This is a genomic window from Ectopseudomonas composti, assembly GCF_900115475.1.
GTDB classification, from domain to species: Bacteria; Pseudomonadota; Gammaproteobacteria; order Pseudomonadales; family Pseudomonadaceae; genus Aquipseudomonas; species Aquipseudomonas composti.
On record NZ_FOWP01000003.1, the window covers coordinates 239,239 to 255,858 of the forward strand.

A 16,620-nucleotide genomic window follows, 5' to 3' on the forward strand; every position below is an offset into this window, starting at 1 on the left:
AAAGTGGGCGTGACGCTTGCGCGGGCAAGCATCGGCTCAGACTTCGTCGGGGCTACGCAGGTTGGTAACGGCGATTCGCTGCTCGCGACGCTGTTCCTTTTGCGAAGGCATTTCGGCACGGTAGACGCCTTGATCGCCTACGACCCAGGATAGCGGGCGGCGCTCCTGGCCGATGGATTCCTGCAGCAGCATCAAGCCTTGCAGGAACGCCTCGGGACGGGGCGGGCAGCCGGGAATGTAGACGTCCACGGGGAGGAATTTGTCCACGCCCTGAACGACCGAGTAGATGTCGTACATGCCGCCGGAATTGGCGCATGAACCCATGGAAATGACCCACTTGGGCTCCAGCATCTGCTCATAGAGACGCTGGATGACCGGCGCCATCTTGATGAAGCAGGTGCCGGCGATGACCATGAAGTCGGCCTGACGGGGTGATGCCCGAATGACTTCGGCACCGAAGCGCGCCACGTCGTGCGGGGCGGTGAAGGCCGTGGTCATCTCTACATAGCAGCAGGACAGACCGAAGTTGTACGGCCACAAGGAATTCTTGCGCCCCCAGTTGACCGCGCCGTTAAGCGCGTCCGAGAGCTTGCCCATGTAGATGTTCTTGTGAACCTGATCCTCTAGCAGCGGGTCGGAAACGACCTCCCGCTGGCCGATAGGATAAGCCTCGTTGGGCGCATCCGGGTCGACCCGAGTAAGTTTGTATTGCATCGCCAAAGCCTCATTGTTTTAGCTTCGCCTGCCGTTCGCGACGTCCCTGCGGAGCCCAATCGAGCGCGCCGATACGCCAAAGATAGACAAGACCTGCCAACAGAATTGCTATGAAAACTGTAGCTTCGATCAGGCCCGCCCAGCCGCTTTCGCGTACCGAGACTGCCCAAGCGAAGAGATAGAGGGCTTCAACGTCGAAGATCACGAAAAGCATCGCGACCAGATAGAATTTTGCTGACAGGCGCAGACGCGCGCTGCCGGTGGGAAGCATGCCCGACTCGAAAGGCTCGTTCTTGCTGCGTCCCCAGGCCTTGCTGCCGAGCAGACTGGAAACACCGAGCATGAAGGCGATGAGCCCACAGACACCCAGCAAGAACACAGCAAAAGCCCAGTTATGGGACATGGTCGTTACCGCATCAGGCATGCCGGTACTCCTTGAACTAAGGAACGGCTTTTAATTAATTAGCTGACAAGCACCACCAAGGGTGCTGACGCAAAGTGTGTATACAATACTATGTGCAAGGAACCTGTAAGTAAATTTTTCAAAGAAAAATTATTCTTGCAGATTGATCATTTCTGTCGAGCTTGTGATTGACTTCTTTCGATCATATCGATCTTGCTCGAGCTGTCTGGTCAGGCACCTTCAGGACTATAGTCCAGGGCTGACACTGCGCAATTCGCACACCTAATTCACCTGACTAATCTGCCTCATTTCGACGACTTATGAGCCTCGGCGAGATGAGCATTTCATTGCCACTTTGGTGCTAAGGCGAAAGCAGCAGAGCAACTGTACGAAAATTCCTGTATCGAATAAGAAACGATGTTATTTATCACTAATTATTATTCTTCCAGGCATGTCGACTCTCCGATCTTGTACTAGCGTGCATGAATCGCCGCAGAGCGATGCGCTACCGAATCGAGCAGTACCCACCATCCGCTGGGTCTGCGAAGTTGCCCCTGCCTGGGCATGCCGACCCTTCGTACGCATAACAACATGAGGGGTTTTGCCATGCCTGTCGTCTTGTCTACGTCGCGTGTCATTCCTGTCGTTCTGCTGTTGGCCCTCAGCGCACCTGCCAGTGCCGAGCTAGGGGATTACAGTTTCTGGCAGGGTCTGAGCAACCTGGTGTCACCGCCCAAGGCCGACAATCCGGTGACACCTGCGCAACGCCTCGGTCCCTATCCGCTCTTGGCCAACCCCAGCGGCTTCAACAGCGGATTCAAGCCCGGCAACTACTACGGCTGGCAAACGATCCAGATGGCGCCGCAGACCGGCGCGGTGTGCGGCAATGGTTCGCCCTACAAGTTCTTCATCAACCGCGTACCGAACACGCGCAACACCATCGTCTACCTGGAAGGTGGCGGCGCCTGTTGGGACTACGCCAGTTGCAGCGGGCAAAGTGGCATACGTGGCGCACGCAACCCGGATGGCATTGCCAATGACTACATGTCGCTGCTCAACCCGGGCGCCAGCCTGGTCAGCCCCTTCGTCGTGCGTTTGCACCCCTGGACGCGAGTCAAGACGCAGAACTGGAACATGGTCTACGTGCCGTATTGCACCGGTGATATCTACTCCGGTGACAAGGTGGCGATATATGAAGACCCGCAGGGGCAGAATCAGCCTCTGGTGTGGCACCACAACGGCCTGCGTAACATGCGCGCGGTGGCGGGCTGGCTGAAGGACAATCTGCCACGGCCGACGCAGATGTTGACCACCGGATGCAGTGCGGGTGGTGCGGGCAGCCTGACCAATTACGCCAACCTGCGCCAGGACATGGCCCCGGATCGGGGCTATCTGATCAACGATTCCGGCCCGGTCTACAGCGCATTGGCCGGCGACAATCAGGCGTACCCGTCGTATCCGCTGCAGACGTTTATCCGTCAGGCCTGGGGCCTGGACGCGCCTCAGGGCCCCTTGCAGTACCTGCAGGCGCGCTTGCCAGGTTTCAATCGCAATGACCTGGGCACGCTGTATTCGGCGCTTTCGAGTAACCTGCCGGGGGATCGTATGGGGCATACGCATTTCTGGCAGGACCTGAACTATTCGTCCTATTCCTACGAGCGCTTCTATCCAGAGATCGGCAGCGCGCCGGATCAAGCGACCAGGGAGGCGTTGATCAAACAGCGCTGGGCGACAGACACCACAAGGCTGCGCAGCCAGCTGGCCAGCCTGGGCAATGTCGGTGGTTATTTCCCGCAGTTTCGCAACGTCAACGAAAGCCACTGCACCAGCATCATCGAGTTCGCCAATGCCGACATTCAGGAGCAGAGCCTGCAGCTGGACAACTTCGTCAGCAGCGTCCTCAATGGCAGTGGGCAGGTACTGGATGCCTCTGAAAGCAGTGACGTGGCCGATCGCAACAAGCCCTTCAACCTGCTCTATTACCTGCTGGACCAGTTGCTCTGATCCGGCGATAAGGCAGCGCTGCGGCGGCCTGGGTTGCCGTAGCGCTCAGTTTTCCGGGCTCTGCCTGTAGCTGCGCTCGCGCGCCTCTTGCAGGCGTTGACGTAGATACTGGTCGCGAGTGAGTCCATCGGGAATGCTCTGCAGGGCCAGCACTTGCTCGACGATGCGTTTTTCTTCGGTTTTGTAGCGTTCGAAGTTGGGATCCGGCTGTTGCGTCAGTCTGGCTTCGCGCTCTGCGCTGATGGCCTGATAGCGTTTTATCAATGTTTCAGCGCGTGTTTTCTGCTCGGTTTCGTTCTCACTGACGGCTTTGATCAGGGCGATCTGCAGCAGCAGAGCTTCGCTCAGTGCCAGTTCCCCTCGCTGTTCCATCGCGTCTAGCCCTTGGCTCAGCTCCCGCGCCTGCGCTTCGCGTTTTTCTGCGTCGAGCTGCTGTGCGTGCTCGATGAAGTCTCTGTAGCGCTGATGAAACGCCAGGCGCTGCTCCTGTTGCTGGATCTCGGGGCGAGCCAGCAGTTGCAGCTGTGCCGTACTGAAGTTTGTCGCTGGAGGCGGGGTGTTGCCTTGTGTGGTTTGAGATGGCGCTGCTTGCTCAGGAGCGAAGCTCGGGTGTTCTTCGGTGGAGGGGCGTTGCCAGTACCAGGTCAGGGCAGCGCTGCCGGCCAGGAGGCAACTGCCTAATAGCAGGATAGAACGAGGTGAGGGCATGGGCATGCTCCACAGGGCGTCATCTGAGCTTAGGAGCAGCGAGGAGGGTTTGCTTGCGAAAACGCAGGCGAAAAAAACCCCGGCAAGCCGGGGCGGATTAGGCAATTGGCCGCTGCGGATGCGTGGTCCGCAGCGGAGGAACCGTTCTTAGTGGAACTGGTTCATGGTGTTGTCTTTACCGCTGGCCTTCAGAGCAGCTTCGCCAGCGAAGTACTCCTTGTGGTTGTCGCCGATGTCGGAGCCAGCCATGTTCTGGTGCTTGACGCAGGCGATACCCTGACGCAGTTCCTGACGCTGAACACCTTTCACGTAGGCCAGCATGCCCTGGTCGGCGAAGTAGCCTTTAGCCAGGTTGTCAGTCGACAGAGCGGCAGTGTGGTAGGTCGGCAGGGTGATCAGGTGGTGGAAGATGCCAGCCTGAGCCGAACCGTCGCGCTGGAAGGTACGGATCTTCTCGTCGGCAACCTGGGCCAGTTCGGTTTCGTCGTACTCGACGCTCATCAGTTTGGCGCGGTCGTAGGCGGAAACGTCCTTGCCTTCGGCAGCCATGGCATCGAATACCTGCTGACGGAAGTTCAGGGTCCAGTTGAAGGACGGGCTGTTGTTGTAAACCAGTTTGGCATTCGGGATGGTCTTGCGGATTTCGTTGACCATGGCCGCGATCTGGCCAACGTGCGGCTTCTCGGTTTCGATCCACAGCAGGTCTGCACCGTTCTGCAGGCTGGTGATGCAGTCCAGTACGCAGCGCGCTTCGCCGGTGCCAGCACGGAACTGGAACAGGTTGGACGGCAGACGCTTCGGACGCAGCAGTTTGCCGCCGCGGTTGATCACAACGTCACCGTTGCCCAGGTCGGCAGCAGAAACTTCTTCGCAATCGAGGAAGCTGTTGTACAGGTCGCCCAGGTCGCCTGGCTCGTTGGTCACGGCGATCTGCTTGGTCAGGCCGGCGCCCAGGGAGTCGGTACGAGCGACGATCACGCCGTTATCGATGCCCAGCTCGAGGAAGGCGTAGCGAACGGCGGCGATCTTGGCGAGGAAGTCGGCGTGAGGAACGGTCACTTTACCGTCCTGGTGGCCGCACTGCTTCTCGTCGGAAACCTGGTTCTCGATCTGGATGCAGCAGGCACCGGCTTCGATCATGCGTTTGGCCAGCAGGTAGGTGGCCTCCGGGTTACCGAAGCCAGCGTCGATGTCGGCAATGATCGGCACGATGTGGGTTTCGTGGTTGTCGATCTGCTTCTGGATCTCGGCAGCCTTGGCCTGGTCGCCAGCTTCGCGAGCGGCATCCAGAGCGGTGAACAGCAGGTCCAGTTCGCGGCTATCGGCCTGACGCAGGAAGGTGTACAGCTCTTCGATCAGGTCGGAGACGGCGGTCTTCTCGTGCATCGACTGGTCCGGCAGCGGGCCGAAGTCAGAGCGCAGGGCAGCGACCATCCAGCCGGACAGGTAGAGGTAGCGCTTGTTGGTGGTCTTCAGGTGCTTCTTGATCGAGATCAGCTTCTGCTGACCGATGAAGCCGTGCCAGCAACCCAGCGACTGGGTGTAGACGGAGGAGTCGGCGTCGTACTCTTCCATGTCCTTGCGCATGATGTCAGCAGTGTACTGAGCGATTTCCAGACCGGTCTTGAAGCGGTTCTGAGCGCGCATACGGGCGACGGACTCGGGGTTGATAGCGCTCCAGCTGCTGCCGAACGTCTCTTTCAGAGCGGCTACAGCCTTGATGTCGTTTTGATATGCGGACATGGTCAATCCTTCAAAAAATGTGTTGGTTGAGCACCGACTACCCACTCAATGCGTGCACGGATGCAACGGCTGCGGGAGGCTTCCACTTCGACGACAAGAAAACGGCTGGGGCGAGGATTGCCCGCGAGGAGGGGGATGTGGCGAACAGTTCGAGAACATCGCGTTGGCCGGCTGGCTCGTGGAAACCTTGGGCACCTGCTGTGTTCGAGCTGTTTGACGCTAACGCTTCCCCGTCCCTCAGGACAACTTCGTTCCAGTCGCAACCTCGTCGTACGGCCTTGTGGGCTGTTGGGACACGGATCATCACGAAGTACTTCGGGGTGATCTGGAGATCCTTTTCAGGACCCCTGGCTAGCGGGAGCGAGGCCATCATGCCTCTGGGAAAATGCTTCGTCAAACGTTTTGTAGTGGTTTTTTAAAACTACTACATATTCAGTCGGCGACTGAGCAGTCACGTGCTGCAGCCCATGGGGCGGGCGTTTCAGGCATTTCGCGGGTTGCGTGGATTGTCCATCCTACTTGTCGGGGTAGGGGCTTCGACTTTGGTCGGGGGTGTCAGTCGAGCGCTTCGACCTTCAGGCGCAGCGACATGTCTTCGCGGCCCTGGGTGGTGTGTCGGCGCAACACGTCGCTGCCGCTGGAGCTGGTCTGCTGGCTGACGCCGCCGAGGGTGATCCACTCGCCGAGACGGCCGCTGACGCGCGTATCGGTGCTTTGCACGTCGATGACGCCGGGGCGATGGTCATTGATCCGGTCACGCTGGCTGTTGATGGATACATGCACCAGCTCGCCAGAAAGGCTGGCGGTCACATAGAAACCGCGGGTCACGTCGCGGTACTGGGTGTCCTGGTAGACCTGGCCGTAAGGCCCGCTACTGGTGGTGGTCAGCGGCACGCTCTGGCCGACCTGAATCAGCGCCGGGTAGCCTTCGGTCGCCTGTACCTGCTGGGTGCCACCGCCACGGCTGTCGGTACTGCGGCGGATGATGCGCACCTGGTCGCGGCCATTCACCTCGCCACGGCCGACCTGAACCTCGGCGTTGCCGGCGCTGAGGGTGCCATCGACGCGATAGCCACGGTCGTTCTGATAATTGCTGTCGGTGCTTTCCACGGTGATCAGCAGGCGCCGAGGGCGAGTGTCGAGTTGTTGCAGCAAAACGCGCACTTCACCGATCTTGGCCGGTGATGCATTGACGATCAGCTGGTTGCCATAGGCGCTGACCTTGCCCTCGTTGCCAAGCATCGACTGCACCACGCCGAGCACGTCGTCGGCGGTGCGGTAATTCAGCGGGATCACCTCAGTGGCTGCATGTAGCGGCAGGCACAGGCCGAGAAGCAGGGCGGCGAACAGCGTGCGCAGGGTCATAGCAGAAAGCTCCGCAGATCGGGGTCGGTGATGCTGGTGTCCCAGGCCTGGTCGAACTGGGCCTGACGTTGGCGCACCCGCGACGGATCGTTGTACAGGGTATAGCCGGACTGCTGGTCGAGTTCAGGGCGCAGAAGCAGCCCTCTGTCGTCGGCGATCAGGTAGGCCTGTTCCTCGCTGGCGTAGTCCGGGTTGAGTTTGCGGATATGCAGGTTGGAGGACAACCGGCGTGACAGGGCGAGCAGGCGATGGCCTTCCTTCACGGCCCGAGTCGGGTCGCGCAGGAGGATGCGCAGGCGCGCCCGCGGGCTGCTCAGCAGGAACCGGGTGCAGGCCTGTTGCACGCTGCTGTGGTGATAGAGCCAAGGCTCCAGGTCATCGCTGTACAGGCACAGGTTGCGCTGCGCCTGCTGGATCAGGGCTAGGACGTGAGCCCGCGCTTGCTGGGGCTGGCTGAATCGCTCCAGACGCTCGTGCTGGCCCAGAACGAAGGGTGCAGGTTCCCATTGCGCGGCATCTGCGGTGACGGGTTCTGGATTGTGCACGGCAAAACGCCCCGGTGATTCGAATTCGATGGCCGCCAGCTCGCTGTGCTCTGGCGTATCGATCGCTTCGACCGGGGCATTTTGTTTGTCCATTACGGCCTCTACTGGCTGGTGCGCACCATATCCACGTGCGAAATGCCGGCGTCGAGGTATTCGTCGCTGACAATCCTGAAGCCTAGCCTTTCATAGAACGGCGTGGCGTGCACCTGAGCGGTGAGCATTTGCTGATGCAGGCCGCGCTTTTCCGCTTCGGCAATCACCGCTTGCATCAGTTTTTCGCCTACTTTCAGGCCGCGCCAGTCCTTGAGCACCGAAACGCGGCCGATATGGCCATCGGGCAGCAAGCGCGCGGTGCCGACCGGATAGTCGCCTTCCTCGGCGAGAAAATGCACGGCGTCGGTATCTTCGGCGTCCCACTCCAGTTCCGGCGGTACCGATTGCTCGGCGACGAAAACGCTGTCGCGGATACGACGAAGCTCGGCATTGTCCCTATGCCAGTCCGCGACACGGACAGTGATCTCACTCATCGGCAAATCCCAGGCTGCCTTGCTTGACCAGCTCCAGCAGCAGGATACGCCCCTCGTCGTCGGCCAGCCAGGCGCCGAGGTTTTCCACATGTAGCGCATCGGCACTGCAGACCAGCTTCAGCAACTGGCACAGGCGGGCCGAAACCAGGCGGCTCTGGCCGCTGGCGAACAGCACCAGGTCTTCACCGACTTCCGACCAGGCCATGCGCGCGCTGGGGTTGCGGATGAGGATGGCGCCGTCTTCCAAGGCGCCGAGGAAGCCTTCTTCCTCGATCTCGATGCCGGCAACCAGCTCCGGGTACTTGGGTTCGGTCATGAACTGGCCGAACCAGGTCATCAGCAGGCGCTCGTCGCTCATGTGCTCATTGAGCAGGGCCTTGAGGCGCTCCAGGGCGTCGCGCTGGATCTGGTTGGGATCCTCGCTCGGCTGAATGTCGGCGTCGCTGTAACGCTCTTCGTCGGGCAGGAACTGGCCGAGAAAATCGGTGAAATGGGTCAGTACTTCAGCGGCGCTCGGCGCGCGGAAGCCCACGGAATAGGTCATGCAATCATCCTCAGCGGTGCCACAGTGGGCGAGGCATGGCGGCAGGTAAAGCATGTCGCCGGGTGCCAGCACCCATTCATCGGTTGGTTCGAATTGCGCCAGGATCTTCAGATCGGCGTGGGGTAGCAGCGGGCTGTCGGAGTCACACATCTGGCCAACTTGCCAGCGGCGATGACCGTGAGCCTGCAGCAGGAATACGTCGTAGTTGTCGAAATGCGGGCCGACGCCGCCACCGGGGGCGGCGAAGCTGATCATCAGGTCGTCGATGCGCCACTTGGGCAGGAACTTGAAGTCCTCCAGCAGCTCGGCCACTTCCGGGACGAACTGGTCGACGGCTTGCACCAGCAGCGTCCAGTCGCGCTCGGGCAGATCCTGGAAGGTGTCTTCGTTGAACGGGCCGCGCTGCAGTTCCCAGGGGCGTTCACCGTGCTCGATCACCAGGCGCGACTCGACTTCTTCTTCCAGCGCCAGGCCGGCCAGTTCGTCCGGGCTGATCGGGCTTTCGAAGTCCGGGATCGCCTGGCGTACCAGCAGCGGCTTCTTCTGCCAGTAATCGCGCAGGAATTCACGGGCTGTGAGGCCGCCTAGCAATTGCAGCGGAGTATCAGGATTCATCAGTAAGCCCTTGAAATAGATAAAAACCTTAAAACAAAAACGCCCGGCTCAGCCGGGCGTCCTCGAGGCTGGTTACGTTCAGATACGCTTGGCCTGGGCCACGGCGTTGCCAATATAGTTCGCCGGGGTCAGTTGCTTGAGCTCTTCCTTGGCGGGGGCTGGCATGTCCAGGCCGTCGATGAAGGCCAGCAGGACCTCGGAGCTGATGCCCTTGCCGCGGGTCAGCTCCTTGAGCTTCTCGTACGGATTCTCGATGGCGTAGCGACGCATGACGGTCTGGATCGGCTCGGCGAGCACTTCCCAGCAGGCGTCCAGATCTTCAGCAATTTTCTGAGCATTGAGCTCCAACTTGCTGATTCCCTTGAGGCTGGCTTCATAAGCGATAACGCTGTGAGCGAAACCGACGCCCAGGTTGCGCAGCACGGTGGAGTCGGTCAGGTCGCGCTGCCAGCGGGAGATCGGCAGTTTGCTGGCCAGGTGTTGGAAGATCGCGTTGGCGATACCCAGGTTGCCTTCGGAGTTCTCGAAGTCGATCGGGTTGACCTTGTGCGGCATGGTCGAGGAGCCGATCTCGCCAGCGACGGTCTTCTGCTTGAAGTAGCCGAGGGAGATATAGCCCCACACATCACGATCGAAGTCGATCAGGATGGTGTTGAAACGGGCGATGGCGTCGAACAGCTCGGCGATGTAGTCGTGTGGTTCGATCTGAGTGGTGTAGGGGTTCCAGGTCAGCCCCAGATCACCTTCGATGAACTGACGCGCGTTGGCTTCCCAATCGATGCTCGGGTAGGCCGACAGGTGGGCGTTGTAGTTGCCCACGGCGCCGTTGATCTTGCCCAGCAGTGGCACGGCGGCGACCTGAGTGATCTGGCGCTCCAGGCGATAGACGACGTTGGCCAATTCCTTGCCCAGGGTGGTCGGCGAAGCCGGCTGGCCATGGGTGCGCGAGAGCATCGGCACATCGGCAAACTTGACTGCCAGCTCGCGGATGGCGCCTGCCAGTTGCTTCATCAGCGGCAGTATCACGTTGTCACGGCCTTCGCGCAGCATCAGGGCGTGGGACAGGTTATTGATGTCCTCGCTGGTGCAGGCGAAGTGGATGAACTCGCTGACCTTGTCCAGCTCCGGCAGCTTGGCCGCCTGCTCCTTGAGCAGGTACTCCACGGCTTTCACGTCGTGGTTGGTGGTGCGCTCGATCTCTTTCACGCGCTCGGCGTGCTCGACCGCGAAGTTCTCGGCCAGCTCGTTGAGTACGGCGTTGGCTTCGGCGGAGAAGGGTGCGACTTCCGGGACGCCTTCATGGGCAGCCAGACGCTGCAGCCAGCGCACTTCGACCAGTACGCGGCTACGGATCAGGCCGTATTCGCTGAAGATGGGGCGCAGGGCGCTGGTTTTGCCGGCGTAGCGGCCGTCGACGGGGGAAACCGCGGTGAGCGAGGAAAGCTGCATGTAGGCGTTCTCGGGCTGTCGGGCTGAAAAGCCATCCTGGGTCACTGCGCATTGCGTCTGCTTCGATGAAGCAGGCTCTAGCTCAGGCACCTGGACGACCTCTGACGAAAAGGGCGCACATCATACATGAAAACCAGCGTTTGGCCGCCTATGCCCGGCGTCTGGCGACCGATAACAGACTGGCGGCGAAGATCAGTGCCGCGCCGAGCAGCGATAGGCTGTCTGGCGTCTCGCCCCAGAGCAGCCAGGCGATGAGGCCGGCGAAGACGATGGCCAGGTAGGCGATGGGGCCAATCAGCCCTGGCGGGGCCAGGCCGTAGGCGCGCGACATGATGAGCTGACTGGCGGTGGCCAGCAGGCCGATGCCGAGCAGCCAGCCAAGCTGGTTGGCGTCTAGCGGTTGCCAGCTCCAAGTCAGCGGGATGGCGGAGAACAGGGCGCTGAACAGTGAGAAATAGAACACGATGCGCGTCGCTGGCTCGCTGTCGCTCATTTCACGGATGGACACGAAGGCGAAGGCTGCCAGCAGGCTGGCCGCGAGGCCGATCAGGGCGGGGCCTTCGAATAGCGCAGCGCTGGGCTTGGCCACCAGCAACACGCCGCACAGCCCGATCAGGCTGCTGACCAGCATGCGCCGAGTCAGCGGCTCCTTGAGCCAGATATGCGCGATCAGCGGGGTGAACACCGGCGCCGAATAGGTGAACAGCATGGCATCGGCTAGCGGCAGGTGGGCGATGGCGTAGAAGAAGCAGTACATCGCCGCCAGGCCGTAGGTGGTGCGCCACAGATGGGATTTCAGCCGCGTCGTGCGTAGCGGGCGAACGCCGCGCACCAACAGCAAGGGCAGGAAGAACAGCACGCCGACCAGGTTGCGGAAGAACACCACCGACTCATTGTTGACGCTGGCGGATATCTCGCGGATGCCGACGCCGGTAAAGGCGAACAGCAAGGCCGAGAGCGCCAGCAGCAGGGCACCCTGAAGGGGTTTGACGCTGCGGCTGGCGGGTTCCATGGTCAGCTTCGAGTTAGCTCGTAGAGTTCTTTGAGCAGCTTGCTGCGGCTGAACACCAGTTGCCAACGATGACCGCCCAACTGGCGCCACAGGCGTGCCGAGCGGATGCCGGCGAGCAACAGGGCGCGGATTTTCGCGGCATTGTTCGGCTGCTGCAAAAAGCGCATGTCGCCATGCACCTGGATGCGCTGGCGGAAGGTGCTGATGGTGTCCTGATACAGGCCGCCGCAGCCGGCGATGACGTTGTCATGAACCAGGCCGAAGTGCTCGACCTGTTGCTGGATCTGATCCAGGCGGCTGCCCATGACCTGCAGCATGTCGCCACGCTTGTCCAGTTGGCGCTCCAGGCCGATCATCGCCAGCGAATAGCGCAGCGGCTCGCGCTGCAGGGCCGATGGGTTGCGCTCCAGCGAGCTGATCAGTGCACGATAGCCATCACGCAGATTGAGGTCGTCGCCGCCGTACACGTCCAGCGTGCTTTTCGGGTCGCGTGCCAGCAGGCTGCCGAGCATGCAGCCCATCGAGGCTTCGCTGACCTGGCCGGTGCGAGCGATCTTGTCCGCCAGCACTGCTGCTTCGAAGACGGCGCCGAGGGCGACCAACTGCTCCTGAATCGGACTCATCGGGCGTCCTCGTACCAGGCTTCGGCGACTTCGATCACGCCGCCACCGAGGCACACTTCGCCATCGTAGAACACCACGGACTGGCCCGGTGTGACGGCGCGCTGCGGCTCGTCGAACACGGCGCGGTAGCCGTTCTCGGTCTTCTCCAGGGTGCAGCGCTGGTCGCTCTGGCGGTAGCGCACCTTGGCGGTCAGGCGGCGCGGGCTGCTCAGGTCCAGCGGGTTGACCCAGTAGATGTCCGAAGCGAGCAGGGCGCGGGAGAACAGCCAGGGGTGTTCGTTGCCTTGGCCGACGATCAGCACGTTGCGCGTCAGGTCCTTGCGCAGCACGTACCAGGGATCATCGCTGGCATCCTTGAGGCCGCCGATACCCAGGCCTTGGCGTTGACCGATGGTGTGGTACATCAGACCGTGGTGACGGCCGATGACCTGGCCCTCGGTGGTCTCGATATCGCCCGGCTGGGCCGGCAGGTACTGCTTGAGGAAGTCGCTGAAGCGGCGTTCGCCAATGAAGCAGATACCAGTGGAGTCCTTCTTCTTCGCCGTGGCCAGTTCGTACTTCTCGGCAATGGTGCGCACCTGTGGCTTTTCCAGCTCGCCGACCGGGAACAAGGTCTTGGCGATCTGCTCGCCGCCGACGGCATGCAGGAAGTAGCTCTGGTCCTTGTTCGGATCCAGGCCCTTGAGCAGCTCGGTACGGCCGTCGACGTCACGGCGACGCACGTAGTGACCGGTGGCGATCAGGTCGGCGCCGAGGCTCAGGGCATAGTCGAGGAAGGCTTTGAACTTGATTTCGCGGTTGCACAGGATGTCCGGGTTCGGCGTACGGCCGGCCTTGTATTCGGCCAGAAAGTGCTCGAACACGTTGTCCCAGTATTCCGCGGCGAAGTTGGCGGTGTGCAGCTTGATGCCGATGCGGTCGCATACGGCCTGAGCGTCGGCCAGGTCGTCCATGGCGGTGCAGTACTCGGTGCCGTCGTCTTCGTCCCAGTTCTTCATGAACAGGCCTTCGACCTGGTAACCCTGCTCCATCAGCAGCAGGGCGGAAACGGACGAATCGACGCCGCCGGACATGCCGACGATCACGCGTTGGGTGCTAGGTGCTTGCATGGGAATCTGCGAGTGAAGCCTGAAAAGCCGTCGAGTTTACCAGAAAGCCCACGAGCGTAGCCCGGATGAAATCCGGGACGGGCATGGCAGCTTTCTATGTTGCCGCCGATAGCAGGGGCGCTATGCATACGGCTCCCCTGGCTTACGGCATGCACTCGTAATCAATCGCGCAGCAGCTCCAGCGGCCCGCTGACGCCGGCCAGGCAGTCATCCACGCATTGCAACACCAGCTCGCTGCGCCAGCGTTCGGGCTGGGCTGCCAGCTCGTCGCGCGTCAACCAGGTAATGCCGCTGATATCGCTGTCCAGCTCGCGTTCTGGGTCGTGGCGCACGGGGCGGGCGATGAAGCAGATGCGCTGATAGGTAACGCCATTGCTCGGCGCGGTATAGAGATAGATGCCGAGCAGGGCGGTGAGCTCCACCTCCCAGCCGGTCTCCTCGAGCGTTTCGCGCAACGCGGCTTGGCGTAGCGACTCATGGGCTTCCAGGTGGCCGGCGGGCTGATTGAGCACCATACGGCCTGCCTTGAACTCTTCGACGAAGAGAAAGCGCCCCTGGTCTTCGATGACCGTGGCGACGGTGATTTGGGGTTGCCAGTCCATATTCGCTCTCTCAAAGATTATTTGCTGGATGAAGCCCTGGAAATTATCTATATCCATGAAAAACCCCGGCACAAGGCCGGGGTTCTTTTTACACCTGGGCCTTATCAGGCATTCAGTGCGGTCAGAGCGGCGTTGAAGGTGGCGCTCGGGCGCATCACCTTGCTGGTCAGCTCAGGGCTGGAGCGGTAGTAGCCACCGATTTCGACCGGTTTGCCCTGTACGGCAGCCAGTTCACCAACGATGGTCGCTTCCTGCTCGGTCAGTTGCTTGGCCAGCGGCGCGAAGTGAGCTTTCAGCCCTGCGTCATCGTTCTGTTCGGCCAGGGCTTGAGCCCAGTACAGCGCCAGGTAGAAGTGACTGCCACGGTTGTCGATCTCGCCGACCTTACGCGCCGGGGACTTGTTGTTGTCCAGCAGCTTGCCGGTGGCCTGATCCAGGGTCTTGCCCAGTACCTTGGCTTTGGCGTTGTTGGTCTTGATGCCGGTTTCTTCCAGCGACACGGCCAGGGCCAGGAACTCGCCCAGGGAATCCCAGCGCAGGTAGTTCTCTTCGACCAGCTGCTGTACGTGTTTCGGAGCCGAACCGCCGGCGCCGGTTTCGTACATGCCGCCACCCGCCATCAGCGGAACAATGGACAGCATCTTGGCCGAGGTGCCCAGCTCCATGATCGGGAACAGGTCGGTCAGGTAGTCACGCAGTACGTTACCGGTCACCGAGATGGTGTCCTGGCCACGGATCATGCGCTCCATGGAAACGCGGATGGCTTCGTTGTAGCCCATCATGCGGATGTCCAGACCGCTCAGGTCGTAATCCTTGAGGTACAGCTCGACTTTCTTCTGCAGCTCGCGGTCGTGAGCGCGCTCCGGGTCCAGCCAGAAGATGGCCGGGGTGCCGGACTGACGAGCGCGGGTAACGGCCAGCTTGACCCAGTCGCGAATCGGCGCGTCTTTGGTCTGGCAGGCGCGCCAGATGTCGCCGGCTTCGACTTCGTGCTGCATCAGCACGGTGCCATCGGCAGCGACGACGCGCATGGTGCCGTCGGCGGTCATTTCGAAGGTCTTGTCGTGGGAGCCGTATTCTTCGGCTTTCTGCGCCATCAGGCCAACGTTCGGTACGCTGCCCATGGTGGTCGGGTCGAAGGCACCGTTGGTTTTGCAGAAGTTGATCATTTCCTGATAGATGCGAGCGTAGGTGCTCTCAGGCATGACGGCCTTGGTGTCTTTCTGCTTGCCGTCCTTGCCCCACATCTGGCCGGAGTTACGGATCATCGCCGGCATCGAGGCGTCGACGATGACGTCGCTCGGGATGTGCAGGTTGGTGATGCCCTTGACCGAGTCGACCATGGCCATTTCCGGGCGATGGGCGTAAACCTCGTGGATGTCGTGGAGAATTTCTTCCTGCTGGGAAGCGGGCAGCGACTTGATCTTGTCGTAGACGCTGCTGATGCCGTTGTTCGGGTTGACGCCCAGTTCCTTGAACAGGTCGCCGTACTTGTCGAACACGTCCTTGTAGTAAACGCTGACAGCGTGGCCGAAGACGATCGGGTGGGAGACCTTCATCATGGTCGCCTTGACGTGCAGGGACCACATCACGCCAGTGTTCTTGCAGTCTTGCAGGGTCTTCTCGAAGAAGTCACGCAGCTTGCCGCAGCTCATGAACATGCTGTCGAACACTTCGCCTTCCTGCAGGGCGAGCTGTTTCTTGACTTCGACCTTGCCGTCCTTACTGACGAACTCGATGCGCACGTCACCGGCCTTGGCCATGGTGATCGATTGCTCGCTGGAGAAGAAGTCGCCGCCGCGCATGTAGTCGGCGTGGGACTGCGAAGCCATGCTCCATTTGCCCATGCTGTGCGGATGCTTGCGGGCGTAAGCCTTGACCGCAGCAGGCGCGCGACGGTCGGAGTTGCCTTCACGCAGAACCGGGTTTACGGCGCTGCCCAGAATCTTCGCGTAGCGGGCGCGAACTTCTTTGTCTTCTTCGCTCTGCGGATCTTCCGGGAAGCCAGGAATGTTGTAGCCCTGAGCCTGCAGCTCGGCAATCGCGGCCTTGAGCTGTGGGACGGAGGCACTGATGTTCGGCAGCTTGATGATGTTGGCGTCGGCTTGCAGAGTCAGTTCGGCCAGCTTGGCCAGGTCGTCATCGATGCGTTTGTCGGCGTCCAGGCGGTCGGCAAAGCTTGCCAGGATCCGTCCAGCAAGAGAGATGTCGCGGGTTTCAACGGAGATGTCAGCCGATGCGGCAAAGGCTTCTACAATGGGCAGAAGCGAATAGGTAGCAAGGGCCGGAGCTTCGTCGGTGAAGGTGTAGATGATCTTCGAAGGGGTGGACATTTAGGGTTAACTCTCTTCTTTGCTGAGCGCGCATAGAAACTCGACCTGCACGGGTAGGCGCTTGAGCCCCATGGTTGGGGCCGGGTCGAGGACTCGCCGCGGTGATGTTGGATGCACCCGTAGAGTGTCGAGCATTCGAGCCGGCAAACAGTGGTGGCCGTTTACCGAATTCAAGAGGTTGCTGCCTGGTTCCAGACAGGTAGCCCCTTATGACTCGTTAGTCACCTAAGCAGTATACCACTGCGGCACCGCGCCGCAGAATGCCCAGTTGAATAAGACCTTTGCACATGTGTTTCACCGGGCGCTTTGCGCTACTCTCGGGGA

At 60.9% G+C, this 16,620-nt stretch carries 15 protein-coding genes; 1 reads left to right on the plus strand and 14 read right to left on the minus strand.

The window, feature by feature from the left end:
- Nucleotides 1-36: 36 nt before the first annotated feature.
- A complete protein-coding gene (locus BM059_RS07290) occupies nucleotides 37-714 on the minus strand; it encodes a NuoB/complex I 20 kDa subunit family protein (RefSeq protein ID WP_074937685.1) in 678 nt (225 codons plus the stop codon).
- Nucleotides 715-724: 10 nt separating this feature from the next.
- Nucleotides 725-1,138 carry an NADH-quinone oxidoreductase subunit A gene (locus BM059_RS07295; RefSeq protein WP_013715479.1) on the minus strand — a complete coding sequence of 138 codons (414 nt, stop codon included), beginning with the start codon at nucleotides 1,136-1,138 and terminating at the stop codon, nucleotides 725-727.
- Nucleotides 1,139-1,723: 585 nt separating this feature from the next.
- Between BM059_RS07295 and BM059_RS07300 the strand changes: the two genes are divergently transcribed.
- Nucleotides 1,724-3,121 carry a pectin acetylesterase-family hydrolase gene (locus tag BM059_RS07300; protein ID WP_074937687.1) on the plus strand — a complete coding sequence of 466 codons (1,398 nt, stop codon included), beginning with the start codon at nucleotides 1,724-1,726 and terminating at the stop codon, nucleotides 3,119-3,121.
- 45 nt (nucleotides 3,122-3,166) lie between these two features.
- On the opposite strand, the gene BM059_RS07305 is transcribed toward BM059_RS07300, so the two are convergent.
- The 12 genes from BM059_RS07305 to BM059_RS07365 all read right to left on the minus strand — a co-directional run bounded on the left by BM059_RS07305 (nucleotide 3,167) and on the right by BM059_RS07365 (nucleotide 16,296).
- The gene (locus BM059_RS07305; RefSeq protein ID WP_074937689.1) at nucleotides 3,167-3,829 is read right to left on the minus strand and encodes a hypothetical protein; all 663 of its coding nucleotides are present in this window, start codon (nucleotides 3,827-3,829) and stop codon (nucleotides 3,167-3,169) included.
- Between the two features lie 147 nt (nucleotides 3,830-3,976).
- Nucleotides 3,977-5,572 (minus strand): isocitrate lyase, encoded by a 1,596-nt coding sequence (locus BM059_RS07310; RefSeq protein WP_036999433.1) that lies wholly within the window; start codon nucleotides 5,570-5,572, stop codon nucleotides 3,977-3,979.
- 555 nt (nucleotides 5,573-6,127) lie between these two features.
- On the minus strand, nucleotides 6,128-6,937 hold the full coding sequence (locus tag BM059_RS07320) for a secretin N-terminal domain-containing protein (protein ID WP_074937691.1): 810 nt from the start codon (nucleotides 6,935-6,937) through the stop codon (nucleotides 6,128-6,130).
- Nucleotides 6,934-7,575: a DUF7931 domain-containing protein gene (locus BM059_RS07325; RefSeq protein WP_074937693.1), complete on the minus strand. Its 642-nt coding sequence runs from the start codon at nucleotides 7,573-7,575 to the stop codon at nucleotides 6,934-6,936. Before BM059_RS07325 ends, BM059_RS07320 begins: the two co-directional genes overlap by 4 nt.
- A gap of 8 nt (nucleotides 7,576-7,583) precedes the next feature.
- On the minus strand, nucleotides 7,584-8,009 hold the full coding sequence (locus BM059_RS07330) for a GNAT family N-acetyltransferase (RefSeq protein ID WP_074937694.1): 426 nt from the start codon (nucleotides 8,007-8,009) through the stop codon (nucleotides 7,584-7,586).
- Nucleotides 8,002-9,168 carry a ribosomal protein uL16 3-hydroxylase gene (locus tag BM059_RS07335; protein ID WP_074937696.1) on the minus strand — a complete coding sequence of 389 codons (1,167 nt, stop codon included), beginning with the start codon at nucleotides 9,166-9,168 and terminating at the stop codon, nucleotides 8,002-8,004. Before BM059_RS07335 ends, BM059_RS07330 begins: the two co-directional genes overlap by 8 nt.
- A gap of 78 nt (nucleotides 9,169-9,246) precedes the next feature.
- Nucleotides 9,247-10,617, minus strand: coding sequence for an adenylosuccinate lyase (purB, locus tag BM059_RS07340; RefSeq protein ID WP_074937698.1), 1,371 nt, complete (start codon nucleotides 10,615-10,617; stop codon nucleotides 9,247-9,249).
- A gap of 148 nt (nucleotides 10,618-10,765) precedes the next feature.
- Nucleotides 10,766-11,629: a DMT family transporter gene (locus tag BM059_RS07345; RefSeq protein ID WP_074937699.1), complete on the minus strand. Its 864-nt coding sequence runs from the start codon at nucleotides 11,627-11,629 to the stop codon at nucleotides 10,766-10,768.
- Between the two features lie 2 nt (nucleotides 11,630-11,631).
- Entirely contained in the window at nucleotides 11,632-12,252 is a 621-nt protein-coding gene (gene hflD / locus BM059_RS07350; protein ID WP_074937701.1) for a high frequency lysogenization protein HflD, read from the minus strand.
- A complete protein-coding gene (mnmA, locus tag BM059_RS07355; RefSeq protein ID WP_074937702.1) occupies nucleotides 12,249-13,361 on the minus strand; it encodes a tRNA 2-thiouridine(34) synthase MnmA in 1,113 nt (370 codons plus the stop codon). Before mnmA ends, hflD begins: the two co-directional genes overlap by 4 nt.
- A gap of 161 nt (nucleotides 13,362-13,522) precedes the next feature.
- Entirely contained in the window at nucleotides 13,523-13,963 is a 441-nt protein-coding gene (locus BM059_RS07360) for an NUDIX hydrolase (protein ID WP_074937704.1), read from the minus strand.
- Nucleotides 13,964-14,067: 104 nt separating this feature from the next.
- A complete protein-coding gene (locus tag BM059_RS07365) occupies nucleotides 14,068-16,296 on the minus strand; it encodes an NADP-dependent isocitrate dehydrogenase (protein WP_074937705.1) in 2,229 nt (742 codons plus the stop codon).
- Nucleotides 16,297-16,620: the final 324 nt, after the last annotated feature.

Excerpts from the sequence above, each read along its gene's own strand:
- BM059_RS07310 (WP_036999433.1), bottom strand. The coding sequence starts at position 5,572 with ATGTCCGCATATCAAAACGACATCAAGGCTGTAGCCGCTCTGAAAGAG.
- BM059_RS07325 (WP_074937693.1), bottom strand. The coding sequence starts at position 7,575 with ATGGACAAACAAAATGCCCCGGTCGAAGCGATCGATACGCCAGAGCAC.
- BM059_RS07365 (WP_074937705.1), bottom strand. The coding sequence starts at position 16,296 with ATGTCCACCCCTTCGAAGATCATCTACACCTTCACCGACGAAGCTCCG.
- BM059_RS07335 (WP_074937696.1), bottom strand. The coding sequence starts at position 9,168 with ATGAATCCTGATACTCCGCTGCAATTGCTAGGCGGCCTCACAGCCCGT.
- mnmA (WP_074937702.1), bottom strand. The coding sequence starts at position 13,361 with ATGCAAGCACCTAGCACCCAACGCGTGATCGTCGGCATGTCCGGCGGC.
- BM059_RS07295 (WP_013715479.1), bottom strand. The coding sequence starts at position 1,138 with ATGCCTGATGCGGTAACGACCATGTCCCATAACTGGGCTTTTGCTGTG.
- BM059_RS07345 (WP_074937699.1), bottom strand. The coding sequence starts at position 11,629 with ATGGAACCCGCCAGCCGCAGCGTCAAACCCCTTCAGGGTGCCCTGCTG.
- BM059_RS07290 (WP_074937685.1), bottom strand. The coding sequence starts at position 714 with ATGCAATACAAACTTACTCGGGTCGACCCGGATGCGCCCAACGAGGCT.
- BM059_RS07305 (WP_074937689.1), bottom strand. The coding sequence starts at position 3,829 with ATGCCCTCACCTCGTTCTATCCTGCTATTAGGCAGTTGCCTCCTGGCC.
- BM059_RS07300 (WP_074937687.1), top strand. The coding sequence starts at position 1,724 with ATGCCTGTCGTCTTGTCTACGTCGCGTGTCATTCCTGTCGTTCTGCTG.
- BM059_RS07360 (WP_074937704.1), bottom strand. The coding sequence starts at position 13,963 with ATGGACTGGCAACCCCAAATCACCGTCGCCACGGTCATCGAAGACCAG.
- hflD (WP_074937701.1), bottom strand. The coding sequence starts at position 12,252 with ATGAGTCCGATTCAGGAGCAGTTGGTCGCCCTCGGCGCCGTCTTCGAA.
- BM059_RS07320 (WP_074937691.1), bottom strand. The coding sequence starts at position 6,937 with ATGACCCTGCGCACGCTGTTCGCCGCCCTGCTTCTCGGCCTGTGCCTG.
- purB (WP_074937698.1), bottom strand. The coding sequence starts at position 10,617 with ATGCAGCTTTCCTCGCTCACCGCGGTTTCCCCCGTCGACGGCCGCTAC.
- BM059_RS07330 (WP_074937694.1), bottom strand. The coding sequence starts at position 8,009 with ATGAGTGAGATCACTGTCCGTGTCGCGGACTGGCATAGGGACAATGCC.